This window comes from Falsiroseomonas sp. E2-1-a4 (assembly GCF_051433165.1).
Lineage (GTDB): Bacteria > Pseudomonadota > Alphaproteobacteria > Acetobacterales > Acetobacteraceae > Falsiroseomonas.
In genome coordinates this window covers 1-18,998 of sequence record NZ_JBHMFS010000039.1, presented here as the reverse complement: position 1 = coordinate 18,998, position 18,998 = coordinate 1, and the positions used below count along the sequence as shown (strand labels likewise).

The window sequence follows — 18,998 nt, the reverse complement described above, 5'->3', positions numbered from 1 at the left end:
GTTCGGCAGCACGAGTGTGTCGCAGACCTGGGCGACGGCGGGTTGTTCCTCATGCGTTCGCACTATGGAGGGCAGCATGAGCCGCATCGCCTTCTGAGCCGGCCGGGCCCCTTCATCAGCTTGTGGCGGCGCTCGGCGATCAGTCGAGCAGGGTGACGCGAAGTCCACTCGCCGAGGCGCTGGCCACAGCCTCCAGCAGCCTGTGGCGCGCGAGCGCCGTGACGAAATTCGGCGATAGATCCTGACCGGACCGGATCGCCGCAGCGAAGCGCGCCAGCATCGGCGCGGCGTAGCGCGGCGGACCCTCCGGCACCTCGGCCGGCAGATCTACGCGGGCCAGGGGCAGGGTCACCAAATTCCGGCTACCCCTCAGGGCGCCCTGCAACGTCAGCTCAGCCCGCTGGATGCCGACGGGGGAGGCGCCGACGGGCGGGGTGGTGGTGATCACCAGGTCGCCCTCGGTGCCGTTGATCTCGAAGCGCAGGCCGGTTGGCGCATGGATATCTGCCTTCACATGAACGCTGGCCAGGGCGCCCCCTTGCAGGCGGCCGGACACCAGTAGCTGGGTCGGCGCGGTCACGGCGACGGACTCGCCGGTATCGGCCATCACTGCCACCGGCTGCGGCGTTGCCACGACGGCCGAGAGCTCCGCAAAGTCGCCGAGGCAGCTGACCAGCGCATCCAGTGTATGACCGCCCGGCACGGTCAGGCCCGTGGCGCCGAAGCTGGCATCCATGCGGTAGGCCTCGCCCGCCGGCAGCACAGGCCCCCAGTTGCTCAGCGAGGCGACCAGGGTGGCGGAAATGACGCGCCCGATGGCGCCCTGCTGCACCAGATGGCGCGCCTCCGCCAGGACGGGGTGGACGTGGCTTTGCAGCCCCACCATGTGGCGCACCCCGTGCCGCTGCACGGCCTGCAGCATCTCCTCCGCCTCCGCCGCGTTCAGGCCCAGCGGCCACTCGCAGAACACGTGCAGCCCGGCGGCGGCGGCGGCGAGGACGATCTCGCGATGCGCGGGCACCTTCACCGCCACCAGCACCAGGTCCAGCTCCGCCTCCGCGATCATCCGGCGCCAATCGTCATAGGCCAGCTTCACGCCGTGGCGCTCCGCCGTCGCCTGGGCACTCTCCTGCCGCGTGGTGGCCACGGCGGCGATGCGGAACTCCGGCAGTGCCCGCAGCGCGGGGATATGCGCCGCCTGTGCCCAGCCGCGTGTCGGATGCGCGCCGATGATGCCGACCCGCAGTGCGTCATGCGTCATGTTGACCGCCCTTCTCTCTCGCCTGCCGCCAAGCCTGAAGCACGATCGATCCTCTCGGATCGGATATTGCTCTAGCCGGCCTGGCACAAGACCGCCTTTGATGTGGGGGCACAGTAGCTTTGCAGTGCAAGTGCAGGCGCGCCGGGAGGCCACGTCCCATGATGCGGAACGGGCGCAAAGACGCCCGGCTTGAATGGAGGAACGCCATGCCCGCCACCCCATCCCGCCGCGCCCTGCTCGGCGCGCTTGGCCTGCTGGCCATCGGTGCCTTGCCCATGTTCCAGGCGCAGGCGCAGGACTACCCGCAGCGGCCGATTCGGCTGATCGTGCCCTTCCTGGCCGGCGCGGGCACGGACCTTTCCGCACGCACGGCGGCGGAAGCGCTGGCCGAGCGCCTCGGCCGGCCGGTGGTTGTGGAGAACAGGGCCGGCGCGGGCGGCACCATCGGCAGTGCGCTGGTGGCGCAGGCGGCGCCGGATGGCTACACGCTGCTCTGGGGCGAGGCCGGCGGCGTGACGATCCAGCCGATCCTGCGACGCAACCCGCCCTATGCGCAGAGCGACTTCACCTACATCGCCAAATTCGCCGAGACCGGCATGGCCTATGTCGTCAGCAGCGACGTGCCGGTGCAGAGCATCGAGGCGTTGCAGCGCCACGCCGCCGCCAATCCGGACCGGCTGCGCTACGGCTCCTCCGGCACCGGCACCTCCACCCAGCTTGCCACCGTGCTTTTCCTGAACACCATCGGCGTTCGGATGGAGCATGTGCCCTATGGCGGCGTCGCCGGGATGGTCAGCGACCTGTTGGCCGGGCGCATCGAATTCGGCTTGTTCACCCCCGCCGCGGTCGGCGCGCTGCGCGGGTCCGACCGCATCCGCATCCTCGGCATCTCCGCCCCCGCACGCCACCCTTCCCTGCCGGATGTGCCCACGGCGCGGGAGGCGGGAATCGCCGGAGCGGAGGTCACCACCTGGTACGGCATGCTCGCCCCCGCCGGCCTGCCGCCGCACATTCGCCAGCGGCTTCAGGACGAGATCGCCGCGATCGCCGCGGACCCCGCCGTGATCGAGCGCATCCGCCGCATCAACCTCGAAATCGCGCCGGTGATCGGCGAGGATTTCGAAGCGCTGGTGGCGCGGGAGACGGAGGTGTGGCGCGGCATCATTCAGGCAGAAGGCATCGTGGTGGAGTGAACCCCGGCCGCGATGAAGCTTGATATTCATGGCCGCGCCGCTACCAAGCTTCGCTGGGAATGAAAAGAAACCCGGCCCGACCATGGAAACCTTGCGCACGATGAGCCTGTTCGCCGCGGTCGCGCACCATGGCAGCCTCTCCGCGGCCGGGCGCAAGCTGGGGCTTTCACCGGCTTCCGTCTCCCGCCAGATCACGGCGCTGGAGGAACAGCTCGGCGCGCGTCTGCTGAACCGCACCAGCCGCAGCATGACGCTGACCAGCACCGGCGAGATCTACTTGCGCCATGCCGAGAACATCCTGCACCAGATCGAGGAGATGCAGGCCGAGGTCAGCCAGCGGGAACAGCAGCCCTCGGGCCTGTTGCGGGTGCATTCGCGCCTGCTCGTCGGCACGCTGGTGCTGATGCCGAACCTGCCGCGCTTCCTGCACGACTATCCGAAGATTTCGGTGGAGCTGGTCATGTCGAACCATCCGGTCGACCTGGCGGAGCGCAATGTCGATGTCGATATCCGTATCGGCAAGCTGACCGAAAGCGCCCTGATTGCCCGGCGCCTGGCCACCAGCGAAAGAGTTGTCTGCGCCGCACCCTCCTACCTCGCCGGCCGCCCGCCCATCCTGGCCCCGGCCGACCTCGCGCAGCAGAACTGCCTGACCTACCGCCTCGGCATGGGGCGGTCCGTCTGGCGTTTCGCGCATGCGGAGGGTCCGCCGGTCGAGGTGCCGGTGGCGGGCAGCCTGACCACCGACAATGGGCCGGCGCTGCATGCGGCGGCGCTGTCCGGCCTCGGCATCGTGCTGATGCCCGACTGGTCGGTGCGGGAGGATATCCGCGCGGGGCGCCTGGTCCGGCTGCTGGCGGACCACCGCGCGAGCCACCTGGAATTCGAGAATGGCGTCTTCGCCGTCTACCAGCGCAGCCGCCACCTCTCCGCCCGCATCCGCGTCTTCATCGATTTCCTAGTCGAGACCTTCCGCAGCACCGAGCGCTAACCATCCTCTCCCAGCAGCGACATCAGCGCCGGGATGCCGATGGAGCAGGAATGGATGGAGATGGCGCCGGCGAGTTGCAGCACCTCCGCCAGCTCCTCCCGCGTCGCGCCCTCGGCCAAGGCGCGGCGGATGTGGAAGCGCATGCCGGGCTCGTACAGCGTGGCGGGGGAAGCGGCGACAGCCAGGCCGATGAACTCCACCACCTTGCGCTCCAGCGGCCCGGTGCTTCGCGGGCTGGTCAGGAACAGCAGATAGGCCTCGACATAGGCGGGGGCGACGGAAAGCAGCGTGTCCACCTCCGCCGGCCATTCGCCCAGCAGCGGCTCGAAGCGCTGGCGCAGCGCCGCCAGATGCTCCGCGGCGACAGGCAGTGGCGGCTGGCGGCCGGCGCGGGCCACTTCCTCCCCCAGCATCGCCAGGCCGCTGCGCGCGGTCCAGGTGCCGAGCGCGCTGGTCAGCTCGATCACCTGGAAGATATCGGCGGGCGTGGCGCCGGCTTCCAGCGCGAATTCCATGTGCCGCCTGGCGCCGCGCTCATACAGATGCGCGCAGGACAGGTCGGCCGCGATGTAGACGAACTCCCGCACCTTGGCCGGCAGCGCGCCGCTGCGCCAGGGGCCATGCAGGAAGGCAAGGTAGGCCTCCAGGAAGGCCGGGTCGTGCTGCAACAGGCCTTCATGGAACGGCGCCCAGTAGCGCCGCGCCGCGATCACCTCCGCCTTCAGCGCCGCCTTGCCGGCCTCGTCCAGGGTCAAAGCGGTGAACGCCACATGGCGGGGACGAAGCCATAGCCCTCGCTGCGCCGCGCCACATGGCCGATGGCGGGAAATGCGAGGTGGGAGCCGGCGACCACGATGCGGTCGGTCGCCGCCATGTCGAAGATGCGGCTGCGCGTGCGGGCCGCGAGATCGGGGTCGGAGTCGAAGGAAATCGACCAGTCCGGGCGGGCGAACTGCAGCGACTGCGCGTGCACCACGTCGCCCCACATCAGGAACTGCGCGCCGCCCGAGGCCACATGCACGCCGAGATGGCCCGGCGTATGCCCCGGAATGGCCAGGGTGCGGACACCGGGCGCCACCTCCGTCTCCAGCCCGATGCGGCGGACCCGGCTGCCATAGGCGGCCAGCACGGCGCGGGCCGGGCCGAAGAAGGGGCGCAGCGGCGCGGGCGCGCGGGTCTCCTCCCCGCTATCGGACCAGTAGGCGGCCTCCGCCTCCGCCACCAGCACCTCCGCGCGCGGGAACAGCGCAGCGCCCTCGGCGGTCAGCATGCCGGCGGCGTGGTCGCGGTGCAGATGGGTCAGCACGATCGCGTCGATATCCTCCAGCGCCACGCCCGCGGCGCGCAGGTTGCGCGGGATCTGGCCGAGGTTGGGGCCCAGCGCCGCCGCTGCGCCGGCATCCACCAGGATCAGCCGTGTGCCGGTGTTCACCAGGAAGGCGTTCACCGCCAGCGGCACGCCGCCCGGGGCGTTGAAGGCCTCGGTCTTCAGCCGCGTGCCGATGGCCGCGTCGTAGTTCCGGAACAGGTTCGGCAGCGCCGCATCCGGGAAGGCAAGGTTGCCGTCGAGCAGCGCCGTCACCTCGATCTCGCCGACGCGGTGCCGGTAGAAGCCCGGCGCCTGTTGTGTGGCGAGCGGCACGGCCGCGGGGGCAGTGCCGCTGCCGAATGCCGCGACGGCGGCTAGGCTGCCCAGCAAGGCGCCGCGGCGCGGCAGGGAAATCGTGCGATGCATGGTCATGTCCCCGGCCTATTGCGCGCGGATGTTCGCGCGCGTGATGACATCCCGCCATTGGTCGATGTCGCGACGCAGCGTGGTGGCGAATTCGTCCGGCCCCAGCCCGCGCGGCACCATGCCGAGCGCCAGCAGCCGGTCGCGGAAATCTGGCTCGGCCAGGGCATCGCGCACCGCATCGGCCATGCGCGCCTTGATGTCCGCGGGCAGCCGCGCCGGCGCCATCAGGCCGAGCCAGAACTCGTTGACGAAATCCGGCAGGCCGCTTTCGGCGATGGTCGGCACCTGCGGCAGCAGCGGCGCCCGCCCTGCGCTGGTCACCGCCAGCGCCCGCAGCCGGCCATCCTCGACCAGGCCGCGGGAGCCGGGGATGGTGTCGAAGATGAACTGGATGTCGTTCTGCATCAGCGCCGTGACGGAAGGTCCGCCGCCGCGATAGGGCACATGCACCATCTGCGCGCCGGCCCGCAGCGCGAACAATTCGCCGATCAGATGGCCGGAGGACCCGGTGCCGGCCGAGCCGAAATTGACCACGCCGGGCCGGGCGCGGGCGAAGGCGATAAGCTCCCCCACATTCTGTGCCGGCAGGCCGGGGTTGACCACCAGCAGATAGGGCCCGGTGACGAGAAGCGAGACCGGCACCAGGTCGGTCAGCACGTCATAGGGCAGGTTCTGCTTGAAGCTCGGCTCCGTCGCAAGGACGGAGGTGTGAAACAGGAAGGTGGTGCCATCCGGCGCGGCGCGCGCCACCGCCTCCGTCCCGATGGACCCGGCCGCGCCAGCGCGATTTTCCACCACAACCGGTTGGCCGAGACGGGGCTGGAGGGCGGTGGCCAACAGGCGCGCGACCGGGTCGGTGGACCCGCCAGGGGGGTAGGGCACGATGATCCGGATCGGCCGGTCCGGCCAGCGGGGCTGTGCCAAAGCGGGACTGGCCAATACGGCGGTGGCCATGCCTGCCAAATGAACGGCCTGTCTGCGGCTCAGCTTTCGCATCTGCGCTCCCCCTTCCTCCCATGCCGTTGCGCGGCCGGGTTGTCGCGACGTTAGGGACCGCCCTGCGCCAGGTGAATGCCGTTCCGCAGCACTGCATCCTTGCGCCAGATGAAAGGATGAGGGGCGTGCCGAGGCGGCCCGGCGTTGCATCCAGAACAAGGATGCTGCTCATCCGCTGGACGTTGTCCGGCCCGCCAGCGCGCCGCAAGACTTGCGGAACAACCGCTCGGGAGGATCAAGCAAATGCAGGCGACACGCCGCACGCTATTGGGAATTGGGGCCGGCCTGACACTGACGGCGCCGGCCCTGGCCCAGGGCAGCGCGCCCTTTCCCAGCCGCCCGATCCGCTTCGTGGTGCCCTTCGCCCCCGCCGGCGGCAGCGACATCGTCGCGCGGCTGTTGGCGGAGGAACTGTCGTCCCGCCTCGGCCAGCCCCTGGTGGTGGAGAACCGGCCCGGCCAGGCGGCCTCCGTGGGCGCGGCCCATGTCGCGCAGCAGCCGCCCGATGGCTACACCATCCTGATCTGCACCCCGGGCGTGCAGATGACGAATCCGTTCCTCTACAGCAACCTGCCCTATGATGCGGAACGTGGCTTCACGCCGATCGTCCACATTGCCCACCTGCCAAATATCCTGGTGGTGCACCCGTCCCTGCCCGTGCAGAACGTGGCAGAGTTCATCGCACATCTGCGCGCCAACCCGGACCGGCTGAGCTTCTCCTCCACCGGTCCCGGCAGTTCCAGCCACCTGGCGATGGAGCTGTTCATGAGCATGAGCGGCACGCGGATGACGCATGTGCCCTATCGCAGCTCGGGCCAGGCCCTGGCCGACCTGATGGCGGGGCGCGTGGAGACCAGCCTCGACAGCTTTACGGCGATGATGCCGGCGGTACGCGCGGGCAGGCTGCGGGTGCTCGGCATCTCCACCGAGCGGCCGCTGGAGGATCATCCGGAGATTCCTGCCATCGCCGAGACACTGGCGGGCTACGAGGGCACGACGCTGCTCTACATGCTCGGCCCGGCAGGCCTGCCCGCGCCCGTGGTGCAACGGCTGAACGCCGCCTTCAACGAGGTGCTGGCGCTGCCGCGCATCCGTGCGCGCTTCCGCGAGATGGGGATGGCGGCATCCGGCGGCACGCCGGAGGAGCTTTCGCAGGTCATCGCCGAGGGCCGCACCAAATGGCGCTCCGTGATCGAGCGCGCCGGCGTGAAGCTGGATTGACCGGTATGGAATTGCAGACATGCCGCATGGCGGTGGCCGAGGGGATCGCCACCGTCACGCTGGACCGCCCGCCGGTGAATGCACAGAACCGCCGGCTGCGGGAGGAGCTGACCTGGATCTTCGACAGTTGCAGCGACCGGCGCGACGTGCGCTGCGTGGTTCTGACCGGTGCCGGCAACAGCTTCTCCGCCGGCGCCGACATCAAGGAACGCGTCGGCCTGGTGCAGGAACCGGGTGACTACATCTCCCATAACCGGCTGACGCGGGAATTCTTCTACGCGCCGATGGATTGCCTGAAGCCGGTGATCTGCGCCGCCAACGGCCCCGCCATCGGCGCTGGCTTCGCGCTGATGCTGTCCTGCGACGTGATGCTGGCCGCCGAAAGCTGCTGGGTGCAAATGCCGGAGATCGATGTGGGGCTGGCCGGCGGCACCAAGCTGCTGTCGGAGCATTTCTCCCGCTCCAAGGCGCGCGCCATGTACTTCACCGGCCGCAAGGTGCCGGCCGCGGAGCTGCACCGCCTCGGCCTGATCGAGGCGGTGCTGCCGGCGCCGACGCTGCTGCCGGCGGCGCTGGAGATGGCGCGCGAGATTGCTGCCAAAAGCCCGCTGGCGGTGCGGGAGATCAAGCGGTCCTTCAACGTGGTGGAGAGCATGCCCTATCGCGAGGCCTACCGCTTCGAGCAGACCGTCACCGAGCAGCTTTCGCAAAGCGCCGATACGAAGGAGGCGCAGCGCGCCTTCGTCGAGAAGCGCAAGCCCGTCTTCAAGGGGGAATGAGATGGCAACCGGCCGCTACACCAGCGACCTTGAGGAAGGCGACCGGCTCGGGCCGGTGGATGTCGTGATCAGCCCCTTTCAGGTGCGCGAATACTGCCACGCGAATGAGCTGCACCAGCCCTGTTTCCAGAACGATCCGAACCCCATCGTGCCGCCCAGCATGGCGCATCTGGAGAAGCTGCGCTTCTACACGATCTACTGCCCTGACGGCTGCGGGCCGAATGCGCGGGTGCACTACACCTTCGACGTGCGCTGGCACGGCGCGCTGCGGGCGGGCATGCCGCTTGTGGTCGAAGGCCTGGTACACAGCCGCTACATGAAGCGCGGGCGCGAATACATGGACGTGGACATCACCATGCGTGACAAGGCCACGGACCGCCTGCTGGTGGAGTACCGCGACACGGTCTGCCTGTCCTATCGCGAAGCCGCAAAGGATGCCGCGTGATGGAACTGTGCGAAGGCGATGAGATCCGCTCCGCCCGGCGCGTGATGACGCGGGAGCGCATGCGCTGGTATGTCGATGCGCTGCCGACGGTGGAAGCGAATGACGGACGCGTGCATTTCAGCGTGCCGACGATCCATGACGACGACGAATATGCCAGGGGCCAGGGCCTGCCGGGAATCATCTCGGATGGCATGATCACCACCAACTGGATCCTGGACCTACTTCTGCGCAGCTTCGGCACGCAGGTGCTGGAGGACCCGGGCGCGCTGCTGACGAAATTTGTCGCCCCGGTCTATGAGGATGTGCCGATCACCTGCGTCCTGCGGGTGGAGGGCGCGCAGGCCCTGCCCCAGGGCGGCCGGCGCCTGGCGCTGAAGGTGTGGGCGGAGGACGGGGCGGGCAAGCTCGTCACCGTCGGCACCGCCGCCGTCAACGTCGCCTGAGCGCCGCATGGCCGGTGTCCTGGATGGCGTGCGTGTGCTGGATTTCAGCCGCGTCTTCGCCGGCCCCGCGGCGACCCAGATCCTGGGCGACCTCGGGGCCGAGGTGACCAAGGTGGAGGAGCCGGGCCGCGGCGACGAAGCGCGCGGCTTCGGCGTGACGGCCGAGGTGCTGGAGCGGCTCGGCGCCAGCCCGTCCTTTCTGGCGCTCAACCGCAACAAGCGCAGCATCGCACTCGACCTGAAGGCGCCCGCCGGCCTGGCGCTGGCCCGGCGGCTGGCGGCCGCTTCGGATGTGCTGGTGCACAACTTCCGGCCCGGGGCGATGGAGAAGTGGGGCCTGGGCTGGGAGGATCTGCGGGCGGTGAACCCGCGGCTGATCCATTGCGGCTTCTCGGCCTATGGCGAGGCCGGACCGCTGCGCGACTTCGGCGCCAATGACGTGGCCCTGCAGGCGCATAGCGGGCTGATGCACCTGACCGGGGAGCCGGACCGCCCGCCGGTGCGGGTCGGCACCGCCGGCATCGACCTGCATGGCAGCCTCGGCATGGTCAGCGCCATTCTCGCCGCCCTGCTGCACAGAGGGAAGACCGGCGAGGGGCAGAAGGTCACCTCCTCCCTGCTGCAATCCTCGGCGCATCTGATGAGCTATTTCTACACCGACTGGTGGCTGGCGCGGACCGAGCACCGGCGCATGGGCACGGCCAACCACCTGACCGTGCCGAACCAGGTCTTCCCCGCCGCCGACGGCGACGTGGTGATCATCGCCCCCAGCGACGACATGTGGCGCCGCCTTGCCCGCGCGCTGGATCCGGAGCGGCTGGAGCTGCCGGAATACCTGACGGCGATGGACCGCCGCACCAACCGCGCCGCGCTACTGGCGACGCTGACGCAAGTGACACGCGCCCTGTCCTGCGACGAAATCCTGCGGCGCCTGGGCGCGGCCAAGGTAAATGTCGCGCGGGTGCATGATGTGGGCCAAGCGGCGGATCATCCGCAGCTGGAGGCCGCCGGGGCGGTGCTGCATTGGCAGCGAGGCGGCCATGCAGAACAGGGCGTGGCGCCGCCCTTCACACTGGCCGCCGCACCCGTCGAGGTGCGCCGCCCGCCCCCCGGTGTGGGCGAGCACTCGGCGGAGATCCTGCGGGAGATTGGCCTCGGCGAGCACGAGATTGATCAGGCCCGCAAGGAGGGTGCCTTCGGCAAAGCCGGCTGACGGCAAAATTCGAGATCGCCGGCGGAAAACTCATCGTCTTGAGGCGATAGAACGCACCAGCTTCTTGCAGCGACCGAAGCCTGATCGACGGCGCGGCGCGTGGGTTCCAGCGCGTCCGGCGAGTCGCGAGGGGGGCGCGGTTGGCAATTCCCGGCCCCCTGGTGCCCCGGGTGTGGCGCCGCTCCTTCGGCCAAGGGCCAGCCGCCTCCGTTGCAATGTTTTGTCATCATTGGGCAACGCTGACGACGTCCTGCGCCGTCACCTTAAGGAGGTGGTGATTGGTACTCAGGGGGCGCGCGCGTGCTGACTCGTATTTTGCTGTTTGTCACGCTGCTGGCCGCACCCGGTCTCCGCCCTGCCTTCAGCCACGAAGGCCATACCCATGGTGACGAACCCGCGCCGCCTGCCGCAGCGGCGCCCCGTGCCGAGGCACATTCCGATCTGTTCGAGATGGTGGCGGTCCTGGGTCCTGACCGCAGGCTCTGGCTCTACCTCGACCGGCACGCGACGTCGGAGCCCATTGATGGCGCCACGGTGCAGGTCACCCTCGACGGCGAGGATCTGGGGACGGCTACGCGCGCCAGTGAGGCGGTCTATGTTCTCGCTAACCCCGCCCTGGAACGACCGGGGCAACGGAACCTGACCTTCACGATCACCGCTGGCGAGGACATGGACCTGCTGCCCGCGACGCTTGAGATTCCCGCTGCGGCCGGAGCTCTGACCGCAGCACCCGTTTCCTCGGAGCTGTTCGCGACGGCGTTGCGCGAGCCCGTCCTGTGGACCGCGGGGCTGCTCCTGCTGCTGCTAGGCGTCGCCATCGGCCGCACCGCCGCTCCACGACCATTGCCGCCGCTTGTCGTCGCCGAACCGCCAGCGACCGGCACGCGCCCCCACGCCTTGCCATCCGGCGCGCCATTGCCCGAACGTGTGGCCGCTGCGCCGGCCGTACTCGCCCTGGCGGCGTTCGTGCTGCTGCCCGTGATGGCCTGGGCGCAGCCCCTGGACGCGCCGCGCCGTCAGCCGGATGGCAGCATCTTCGTGCCCAAGCCGTCCCAGCGCTTGCTCGGCCTGCGGACCGGCCCGGCCGAGCTGGGCGAGGCCTCGGTCACCATTCACCTCACTGGACAGGTGGTGGCGGACCCCAACGCCTCCGGCCGCGTCCAGGCCTCCGAGGCCGGCCGCATCGAACCACCGGGAGGCGGCTTCCCCGCGCTGGGACAGCGCGTCGCACGCGGCGAGGTGCTCGGCTTCGTGGTGCCCATCATGGCAGCGCAGGATCGTGTCGGCGTGCGCGCCAGCATCGCTGAGCTCGATTCGCTCATCATCATTGGCGAGGCACGGCTCCGTCGACTGACCGCGCTGACCGGCACGGTCGCAGCGCGAGAAATCAGCGATGCCCGTGCCGAGCTCGAAGGCCTGCGCCAACGGCGGGCGGCAAACCTGCCTGCCGTCACCGGGCGTGAGCCGATCGTGGCCCCCTCCGCCGGGTTGATCAGCGTGGTCCGCGTCGCTGCGGGCCAGGTGATCCAGGCGCAGGAGCCGCTTTTCGACATCGTCGATCCCGCGCGGCTCTGGGTCGAAGCGATCGCCTTCGACCCCGCCACGGTAGCCGACATTTCGGGCGCCTCCGCCATGACGGCGGGCGGCCAAGCACTGCGGCTGGGCTTCGTGGGCCGCGGCATGACGCTGCGCCAGCAGGGCCTGCCGCTGCAATTCCGCATCGAGGCGGGCGCCCCCGGCCTGGCCGTCGGGCAGCCCGTGACGGTTCTGGTGGAGACGCCGCGCCGTACCGCCGGCATCGTGCTACCGGCCGAAGCCGTGGTGCGAAACCCTGAGGGCGGCCAGGTGGTCTATGAGATGCCGAGCGCCGAGCGCTTCCTGCCGCGGCCCGTGCGGGTTCAACCGCTCGACGGCCAGCGTGTCCTGGTAACGGCCGGGCTGGAAAGCGGGGCGCGGGTGGTGACCAGCGGCGCCGGGCTGATCGCGCAGGTCCGCTAGCCGTGTTCAACATCCTCGTCACCGCCAGCCTGCGTAGCAGGATCTTCGTCTTGGTCGCCGCCTCGATCCTCGTGGTCTATGGCGCCTTCACGCTGCAGCGCCTGCCTGTCGATGTCTTCCCCGACCTCAACAAGCCCGTCATCACCCTGATGACGGAGGCCGAGGGACTGGCGCCGGAGGAGGTCGAGCTTCTCGTCTCCTACCCGATCGAGACGGCGATGAACGGCATGCCGGGTGTGACACGCGTGCGCTCCGTCTCCGGCGTCGGGCTGTCGATCGTGTTCGTCGAGTTCGACTGGGGCACCGACATCTGGGTGAACCGCCAGCAGGTCGCGGAGCGCCTCTCACTGGTGCGGGCGCAGCTGCCGGCGAATGTCGCGCCGCAGATGGCGCCGATCTCCTCCATCATGGGGGAGATCATGCTGGTGGCGATGTCCACCGATGGCCGCGCCAGCCCGATGGAGCTGCGCGAACTGGCGGATTGGGTGGTGCGTCCGCGGCTGCTGACCATCCCCGGCATTTCGCAGGTGATCCCGATCGGCGGCGAGGTGCGGCAATATCGCGTCACACCCGATGTCGCCCGGATGCACGCGCTGGATGTCACGGCGGAGCAGGTGCACGCCGCGCTGCGGCAGTTTGGCGGCAACACCGGCGGCGGCTATGTGGACCAAGCGGGGCGCGAATACCTGATCCGTAATCTTGGGCGTACCACGCGTCTCGAAGACCTTGCGAACACGCCCGTCGCGGTTCGGGCCGGCCAGCCGATCCCGTTGCGCCAGGTCGCGACGGTCGGGTACGCCGCACGGCTCAAGCGGGGCGAGGCCGGCAGCATGGGACGGCCAGCTGTGATCCTGTCGATCCAGAAGCAACCGGCGGCCGATACGGTGGCGCTGACGGCGCAGGTGGAAGCGGCGTTGGCCGAGCTGCAACGGGCCATGCCGCCGGGCGTGACCGCGAACAACGTGCAGTTCCGCCAGGCCGATTTCATCGCCGCGTCGATCGGCAATGTGAAGAAAGTACTGCTGGAGGCGGTGGCGGTGGTGGCCGTCGTGCTGTTCCTGTTCCTGCTGAACGGTCGCACCACTTTCATCTCGCTCACCGCCATTCCGCTTTCCGTACTCATCACCGTCGTGGTGTTCCAACTGCTCGGATTGTCGATCAACACCATGACGCTGGGCGGCCTCGCCATTGCCATCGGCGAGCTGGTCGATGATGCGGTGGTGGACGTGGAGAACGTCTACCGCCGCCTGCGGGAGAACCGCGCCCGGCCGGACCCGCAGCCTGCCATCGTGGTGGTCGCGCGGGCGAGCCAGGAGGTCCGCTCCGGCATCGTCTATGCGACGATGATCGTGGTTCTGGTCTTCGTGCCGTTGTTTGCGCTGACCGGCATCGAGGGTCGGTTGTTCGCGCCGCTCGGCGTGGCCTACATCGTCTCGATCCTGGCGAGCCTCATCGTGTCGATCACCGTCACGCCGGTGCTCTGCTACTACCTGCTGCCGCGCATGAAGCGGATGGATCACGGCGACAGCGCGCTGGTGCGCGTGCTGAAGCGCTGGAACGAGCGCGCACTGCTCTGGGCCTTCGCCCGCGCCCGCCTTGTGTATCTGCTGGCAGGCGTCGGCGTGGTGGGCGCGCTGGCGACCGTGCCCTTCCTGCCGCGCTCCTTCCTGCCGCCCTTCAACGAGGGCACGCTGACCATCAGCCTGCAATTCCAGCCCGGCATCAGCCTGCCTGAAGCCAACCGACTTGGCCGGCAGGCGGAACTGCTGATCATGCAGGTGCCGGAGGTCCGCACTGTCGGGCGCCGCACCGGCCGCGCCGAGCTGGATGAGCATGCCGAGGGGGTGCATTCCTCAGAAATCGACGTCTCGCTCCATCCCTCCACACGCGGCAAACAGGCGATCTCGGCCGACATCCGCGCCCGACTCGGCGTGCTGCCCGGCAGTGCCAATATCGGCCAGCCCATCGGGCACCGCCTGGACCACATGCTGTCCGGCGTGCGCGCCGAAGTCGCGCTCAAGATCACCGGCGACGACCTGGACACCCTTCGCACTCTGGCCGAAGGCGTGCAGCAGCGGCTGGCCGCCATCCCCGGCCTGACCGATCTGCAAGTGGAGCGGCAGGTGCGCGTGCCGCAGCTTCAGGTGACGGTGAACCATGAACGTGCCGCGCTCTATGGCGTCTCGGCAGCGTCCGTCGCCGAAGCCCTGCAAGCCCTGTCCGGCGGCCAGGTCGTCAGTCAGGTGGTGGACGGTGCGCGCCGCTTCGACGTGGTGCTGAGGCTCGGCGACACGGACCGCACCGGCGCAGGCCTGGCCGCCCTGATGATCGAGACGCCGAGCGGCCGCGTACCGCTGTCCCTTCTGGCGGAGTTGCGCGACACCGACGGGCCGAACCAGATCCTGCGTGAGAATGGGCGCCGGCGCATCGTGGTGCTCGCCAACACCGATGGCAGCGACATGGCCGCCATCGTTGCGCGCATCCGGGCGGAGATCGACGCGGCGGCCTTACCCCCCGGCTACTTCTTCACGCTGGAGGGCACTTTCCAGGCGCAGGAGGACGCGGCGCGGCTCATCGCAGGGCTGTCGCTGGTGTCCCTGTCATTGATCTTCATGGTGCTCTACAGCCGCTACAAATCGGCAGTGCTGGCGCTGATCATCATGGGCAATGTGCCGCTGGCACTGGTGGGCGCCATCGCGGCGCTGTGGATCGCGGGGCAGCCGCTTTCGGTGGCCTCGATGATCGGCTTCATCACGTTGGCCGGCATCGCGACGCGCAACGGCATCCTGAAGGTCAGCCACTACCTCAACCTAGCGCTGCTGGAAGACGAGCGCTGGGGGCTGGCGCTGGTCATCCGCGGCAGTCTGGAACGCCTGACGCCGGTGCTGATGACGGCGCTGTCTGCCGGCTTCGCGCTCATCCCGCTGATGATCGGCGCGAGCGAGCCAGGCAAGGAGATTCTGCACCCGGTCGCGGTGACCATATTCGGCGGGCTGATCACCGCCACGCTGCTCGACACCTTCCTGACGCCGCTGCTGTTCCACCGCTTCGGCCGCCCCGCGCTGGAACGGCTGCGCGCCGTACAGCAGGAGACGAAGCTGGCGGAGGCCTATTGATCCATGAGGAACCGACCATGACCCCGCGCCGCCACCTCCCCGCATTGCTCGCCGGCCTCGTCATCGCGCCCCTCGCCGCGCGCGCACATGAGGCGCGCCGGGGCCCGAATGGGGGGCAGAAGGTGGATATTGGCACCAACCACGCAGAGCTGGTGACGGCAGGCAACACGCTGCGGCTGTTCCTGTTCGACGGCGCCGACCGGCCGATCCCGGCCGCGGGTGCCACGGCACAGGCCATCATCCTCGCAAGCGGGCGGCAGGCCACTATCGCGCTGGCGCCCATGGGGGACAATCTGCTGATGGGCACGGGTGACTTCGTGGCCGCGCGCGGCATGCGCGCGGTTGTCACGCTGACGCTGCCCGGCCAACGTCCGGTGCAGGCGCGTTTCACGCCGATGGACCAGAACTGAGGAGGGAAGGATGCGCTCGACCTTGATGGCCCTGGCCCTGCTTCTGGCGAGTCCCGCCTGGGCCAGCACACCCTCGCCCTATGCCGTTAGCACCGACCGGCCGATTCGCGCGCTCTCAGCCGAGCAGCGGTCCGATCTGCTGGCGGGTCGCGGCATGGGCCTGGCGCTTGCCGCCGAACTCAACGGCTGGCCCGGCCCCGCCCATGTCATCGAACTGGCTGGCGCCATGCAGCTGACGCCCACCCAGCTCGTGGCGACGCAGCGCCTGATGACGGAGATGCAGGCGGCCGCTAGCGCGCTCGGCGCCCGCGTGATCGAGGAGGAAAGCGCGCTCGACACCGCCTTCCGCGACCGCAGCATCACGCCCGCCGAACTCTCCACGCGCACGTCCCGCATCGCGACCTTGCAGGGGGAGATCCGAGAGGTGCATCTGCGCACGCATCTGTTGCAGGCGGCACTGCTGAATGCGGAACAGATCGCGGCGTATTCCCGTCTACGCGGCTATGCCGGCGGCACGCCTCGACATGGCGGTGCGATGCCGGGCGGCCACCGGCATCATTGACGTGATCGCGCCCGGCAGCCTGCCGCAGGAAGCCCACATCCTCGTCGTCGAGGATGATGGGGAGATGCGCACGCTGATCGCGAAGTTTCTGCGGCAGAACGGCTTTCGCGCAACCGGCGCACGTGACGGGCGCGAGATGTGGGAAGTACTGGCTGGCGCACCCGTCGATCTCGTACTGCTCGACGTCATGTTGCCCGGAGCTTCCGGCCTCGATCTGTGCCGCGCGCTACGCGCCAAGTCGGGCGTGCCGATTATCATGGTGACTGCGCGCGGTGAGGAAACCGATCGCGTACTCGGCCTCGAACTCGGTGCCGACGACTACATCCCGAAACCCTTCGGGCGCGCCGAACTGCTGGCCCGCGTACGCGCGTTGCTCCGGCGCTCGCGCGGCGAGGCCGGTAACCCGATGGCGGGCTCGACGGGCGAGCGCATCCGTTTTGCCGATTGGAGTCTCGACACGCGGCGGCGCGAGCTCAGCGCGCCGGATGGCACCGCGGTGGATCTCTCAGGCGGTGAGTACGACCTGCTGCTGGCCTTCTGTGAACATGCGCAGCGCGTCCTGAGCCGGGACCAGTTGCTCGATCTCGCGCGCAACCGGATGGCATTCAACGGGACCGAACGGTCGGTCGATGTCATGGTCAGCCGCTTGCGGCGAAAGTTGGAACCAACCGATGAGAGCCCGTCGATCATCAAGACGGTGCGCGGCGCCGGCTACATGCTGGTGCCTCCCGTGAAGCGCGGCGCATGAAGCAACTGCGCCGCCTCCTGCCGGATACACTGGGCGGGCGGATCGTGCTCGTGCTGCTGGTCGGTCTCATGGCCTTCCATCTTGGCAGCCTGTGGCTGCACCAGATCGGTACCGACGCGGTGCTTGGCACCACGCGGGAAGCGCAGCTCGCTGAGCGCCTCGTGGCCGCCAAGCGAGCGGTCGCCGAACTGCCAGTCGATGAACGTGACCGAACCGCGCATGCGCTCTCCACCGTAAGCCTCGACATGCACTGGACCCGCGCGGCGACCGTGCAGCCGGTGCAGGCTGACAGCGCCCGCATCGAGGCGCTGCGCAGCCGGCTCGGCGAACTGGTGCCGGAATTCGACATCACGGGCATGCGGCTCGGCTACGGCGAGGATGGCGTGGCGGGGCACCAGCTGCTTGGCGCGCTGCCGCTGCCGGATGGCAGCTGGCTTAACTTCTCCGCCGCCCTGTTCCGTCCGCCGGCGTCGGAACACGCCACGCTGCTCTCCACCACGGCGATGGCCTTGGGGATCCTGCTGCTCGGGCTGCTGGTGGTGCGGTTGATCGGGCGGCCCTTGCGCGCGCTCTCTGATGCGGCGGATCGCTTCGGCGGCCCGGGCCCCGTGGTGCCCGTGCCCGAGGAAGGGCCGCGTGAGGTTCGCCACGCTGCCCAGGCCTTCAACCGCATGCAGGGTCGCATCGACCGACTGATCGCTGACCGCACCCAGGCCCTGGCCGCCGTAAGCCATGATCTGCGCACGCCCATTGCCCGGCTGCGGCTGCGCGCCGGCTTCGTGGAGGATGGCGAGGCGGCCCACGCTATAGATGCCGACCTCGACGAGATGGAGGCGATGATCGATTCGACGCTGGCCTATCTGCGCGGCGAGATAGAGAGTGAGCCCCGCAAACCGGCCGATCTCGTCGCGATGATCGAGACGCTATGCGATGCGGCCGCCGATGCGGGTGCGGCCGTGAGCTATGCCGGTCCCTCCCAGGCCAGGCTTGTGTGCAGCCCGGTGACGCTGAAGCGCGCCTTCTCGAACCTGATCGACAATGCCGTGAAGTACGGCGGCGGCGCGCGAGTCGTGCTCGAAGATATGGGGCGCGAGATCCAGATCCACATCGAGGATCAGGGTCCGGGCATTCCGGAGGCGGAGATGCAGGCCGTGTTCGAGCCGTTCCGGCGCCTTGAGACCTCTCGCAATCGCGGCACGGGTGGGAGCGGGCTCGGCCTGACCATCGCGCGACGCGCGGTCGAGCAACACGGGGGCACGTTGCAGTTGAGCAACCGACCAGGCGGCGGACTTTTGGCGTTGGTTTGCCTGCCGAGAACCCAGAACTGAAGGAGCATATCGCAATGATGGTTCGAAGGAGTTTCCTGGTATCCGGCCTCGCCGCGTTGGCTACGCCCATGCTGGCTCGGGCAGAGGCACTGCCACGCCTTCGGGTCTGGCGGGATGAGCACTGCGGCTGCTGCGTTGCATGGGTGGATCACATGCGCGCAGCGGGATTTCCGGTCGAGGACAATGTCGTGCGCTCCGTAGCGGCCGCGCGGCGTATGCTGGGCACGCCATCCGATCTGCTGTCCTGCCATGCGGCGCTGGTCGGCGGCTATGCGCTTGAGGGTCACGTGCCTGCGTCCGCGGTGACCCGTCTGCTGGCCGAGCGCCCTGCCGGGATCCGCGGCCTCGCGGTGCCGGGCATGCCAGTGGGATCCCCGGGCATGGAAGTTCCCGGTCAGGCGCCGGACAGCTATGACGTGCTGGCCTTCGATGCGCGTGGCGGTCGCTCGGTGTTCATGCGCTTCCGAGGCGGCACGCCAGTGTGAGGCGACGACGAAGCGAGGAAGAGGCTGCGCGCAGCGCCTGACCCTTTCATTGGGGCAATCACCACATCCTCGGT

The 18,998-nt window shown here is 69.2% G+C and carries 18 protein-coding genes; 14 read left to right on the top strand and 4 right to left on the bottom strand.

Translation table 11 applies throughout. The annotated features are described in order from the left end of the window. Nucleotides 1-139: 139 nt before the first annotated feature. Complete coding sequence (locus ACFHNC_RS23925) at nucleotides 140-1,261, bottom strand: Gfo/Idh/MocA family protein (RefSeq protein ID WP_437171752.1); 1,122 nt, start codon at nucleotides 1,259-1,261, stop codon at nucleotides 140-142. Nucleotides 1,262-1,467: 206 nt separating this feature from the next. Here ACFHNC_RS23925 and ACFHNC_RS23920 point away from each other — a divergent pair, with 206 nt between their 5' ends. After that, a complete protein-coding gene (locus tag ACFHNC_RS23920; protein ID WP_437171751.1) occupies nucleotides 1,468-2,454 on the top strand; it encodes a Bug family tripartite tricarboxylate transporter substrate binding protein in 987 nt (328 codons plus the stop codon). A 100-nt stretch (nucleotides 2,455-2,554) separates the two neighbouring features. Then, on the top strand, nucleotides 2,555-3,445 hold the full coding sequence (locus tag ACFHNC_RS23915; RefSeq protein ID WP_437171750.1) for a LysR family transcriptional regulator: 891 nt from the start codon (nucleotides 2,555-2,557) through the stop codon (nucleotides 3,443-3,445). Here ACFHNC_RS23915 and ACFHNC_RS23910 read toward each other — a convergent pair. From ACFHNC_RS23910 to ACFHNC_RS23900, 3 genes are read right to left on the bottom strand one after another with little or no spacing between them, the layout of a single operon-like run. Next, on the bottom strand, nucleotides 3,442-4,200 hold the full coding sequence (locus ACFHNC_RS23910; RefSeq protein WP_437171749.1) for a carboxymuconolactone decarboxylase family protein: 759 nt from the start codon (nucleotides 4,198-4,200) through the stop codon (nucleotides 3,442-3,444). The two genes, ACFHNC_RS23915 and ACFHNC_RS23910, sit on opposite strands and share 4 nt — an antisense overlap. Next, a complete protein-coding gene (locus tag ACFHNC_RS23905) occupies nucleotides 4,197-5,180 on the bottom strand; it encodes an MBL fold metallo-hydrolase (RefSeq protein WP_437171748.1) in 984 nt (327 codons plus the stop codon). The genes ACFHNC_RS23910 and ACFHNC_RS23905 overlap by 4 nt, the downstream gene beginning before the upstream one ends. 15 nt (nucleotides 5,181-5,195) lie before the next feature. Then, nucleotides 5,196-6,134, bottom strand: coding sequence for a Bug family tripartite tricarboxylate transporter substrate binding protein (locus tag ACFHNC_RS23900; protein ID WP_437171747.1), 939 nt, complete (start codon nucleotides 6,132-6,134; stop codon nucleotides 5,196-5,198). A 285-nt stretch (nucleotides 6,135-6,419) separates the two neighbouring features. Here ACFHNC_RS23900 and ACFHNC_RS23895 point away from each other — a divergent pair, with 285 nt between their 5' ends. The 12 genes from ACFHNC_RS23895 (at nucleotide 6,420) to ACFHNC_RS23840 (ending at nucleotide 18,924) form a co-directional block, all read left to right on the top strand. Then, nucleotides 6,420-7,397 (top strand): Bug family tripartite tricarboxylate transporter substrate binding protein, encoded by a 978-nt coding sequence (locus tag ACFHNC_RS23895; RefSeq protein ID WP_437171746.1) that lies wholly within the window; start codon nucleotides 6,420-6,422, stop codon nucleotides 7,395-7,397. Nucleotides 7,398-7,402: 5 nt separating this feature from the next. After that, nucleotides 7,403-8,176 (top strand): enoyl-CoA hydratase/isomerase family protein, encoded by a 774-nt coding sequence (locus tag ACFHNC_RS23890; protein WP_437171745.1) that lies wholly within the window; start codon nucleotides 7,403-7,405, stop codon nucleotides 8,174-8,176. A gap of 1 nt (nucleotide 8,177) precedes the next feature. Beyond that, complete coding sequence (locus ACFHNC_RS23885; RefSeq protein WP_437171744.1) at nucleotides 8,178-8,621, top strand: hypothetical protein; 444 nt, start codon at nucleotides 8,178-8,180, stop codon at nucleotides 8,619-8,621. After that, a complete protein-coding gene (locus ACFHNC_RS23880; protein ID WP_437171743.1) occupies nucleotides 8,621-9,064 on the top strand; it encodes a MaoC family dehydratase in 444 nt (147 codons plus the stop codon). The genes ACFHNC_RS23885 and ACFHNC_RS23880 overlap by 1 nt, the downstream gene beginning before the upstream one ends. A 7-nt stretch (nucleotides 9,065-9,071) precedes the next feature. Beyond that, nucleotides 9,072-10,277 (top strand): CaiB/BaiF CoA transferase family protein, encoded by a 1,206-nt coding sequence (locus ACFHNC_RS23875; protein WP_437171742.1) that lies wholly within the window; start codon nucleotides 9,072-9,074, stop codon nucleotides 10,275-10,277. Between the two features lie 300 nt (nucleotides 10,278-10,577). Further along, entirely contained in the window at nucleotides 10,578-12,275 is a 1,698-nt protein-coding gene (locus ACFHNC_RS23870; protein WP_437171741.1) for an efflux RND transporter periplasmic adaptor subunit, read from the top strand. A gap of 2 nt (nucleotides 12,276-12,277) precedes the next feature. Beyond that, the gene (locus ACFHNC_RS23865) at nucleotides 12,278-15,391 is read left to right on the top strand and encodes an efflux RND transporter permease subunit (RefSeq protein WP_437171740.1); all 3,114 of its coding nucleotides are present in this window, start codon (nucleotides 12,278-12,280) and stop codon (nucleotides 15,389-15,391) included. A 17-nt stretch (nucleotides 15,392-15,408) separates the two neighbouring features. Continuing rightward, entirely contained in the window at nucleotides 15,409-15,801 is a 393-nt protein-coding gene (locus tag ACFHNC_RS23860) for a hypothetical protein (RefSeq protein WP_437171739.1), read from the top strand. 10 nt (nucleotides 15,802-15,811) lie between these two features. Further along, the gene (locus ACFHNC_RS23855) at nucleotides 15,812-16,363 is read left to right on the top strand and encodes a hypothetical protein (RefSeq protein WP_437171738.1); all 552 of its coding nucleotides are present in this window, start codon (nucleotides 15,812-15,814) and stop codon (nucleotides 16,361-16,363) included. Beyond that, entirely contained in the window at nucleotides 16,326-17,111 is a 786-nt protein-coding gene (locus tag ACFHNC_RS23850; RefSeq protein WP_437171753.1) for a response regulator transcription factor, read from the top strand. The genes ACFHNC_RS23855 and ACFHNC_RS23850 overlap by 38 nt, the downstream gene beginning before the upstream one ends. Further along, nucleotides 17,108-18,439 (top strand): ATP-binding protein, encoded by a 1,332-nt coding sequence (locus tag ACFHNC_RS23845; RefSeq protein ID WP_437171737.1) that lies wholly within the window; start codon nucleotides 17,108-17,110, stop codon nucleotides 18,437-18,439. The genes ACFHNC_RS23850 and ACFHNC_RS23845 overlap by 4 nt, the downstream gene beginning before the upstream one ends. 152 nt (nucleotides 18,440-18,591) lie before the next feature. Then, a complete protein-coding gene (locus tag ACFHNC_RS23840; RefSeq protein WP_437171736.1) occupies nucleotides 18,592-18,924 on the top strand; it encodes a DUF411 domain-containing protein in 333 nt (110 codons plus the stop codon). The last annotated feature ends 74 nt before the right edge of the window (nucleotides 18,925-18,998 follow it).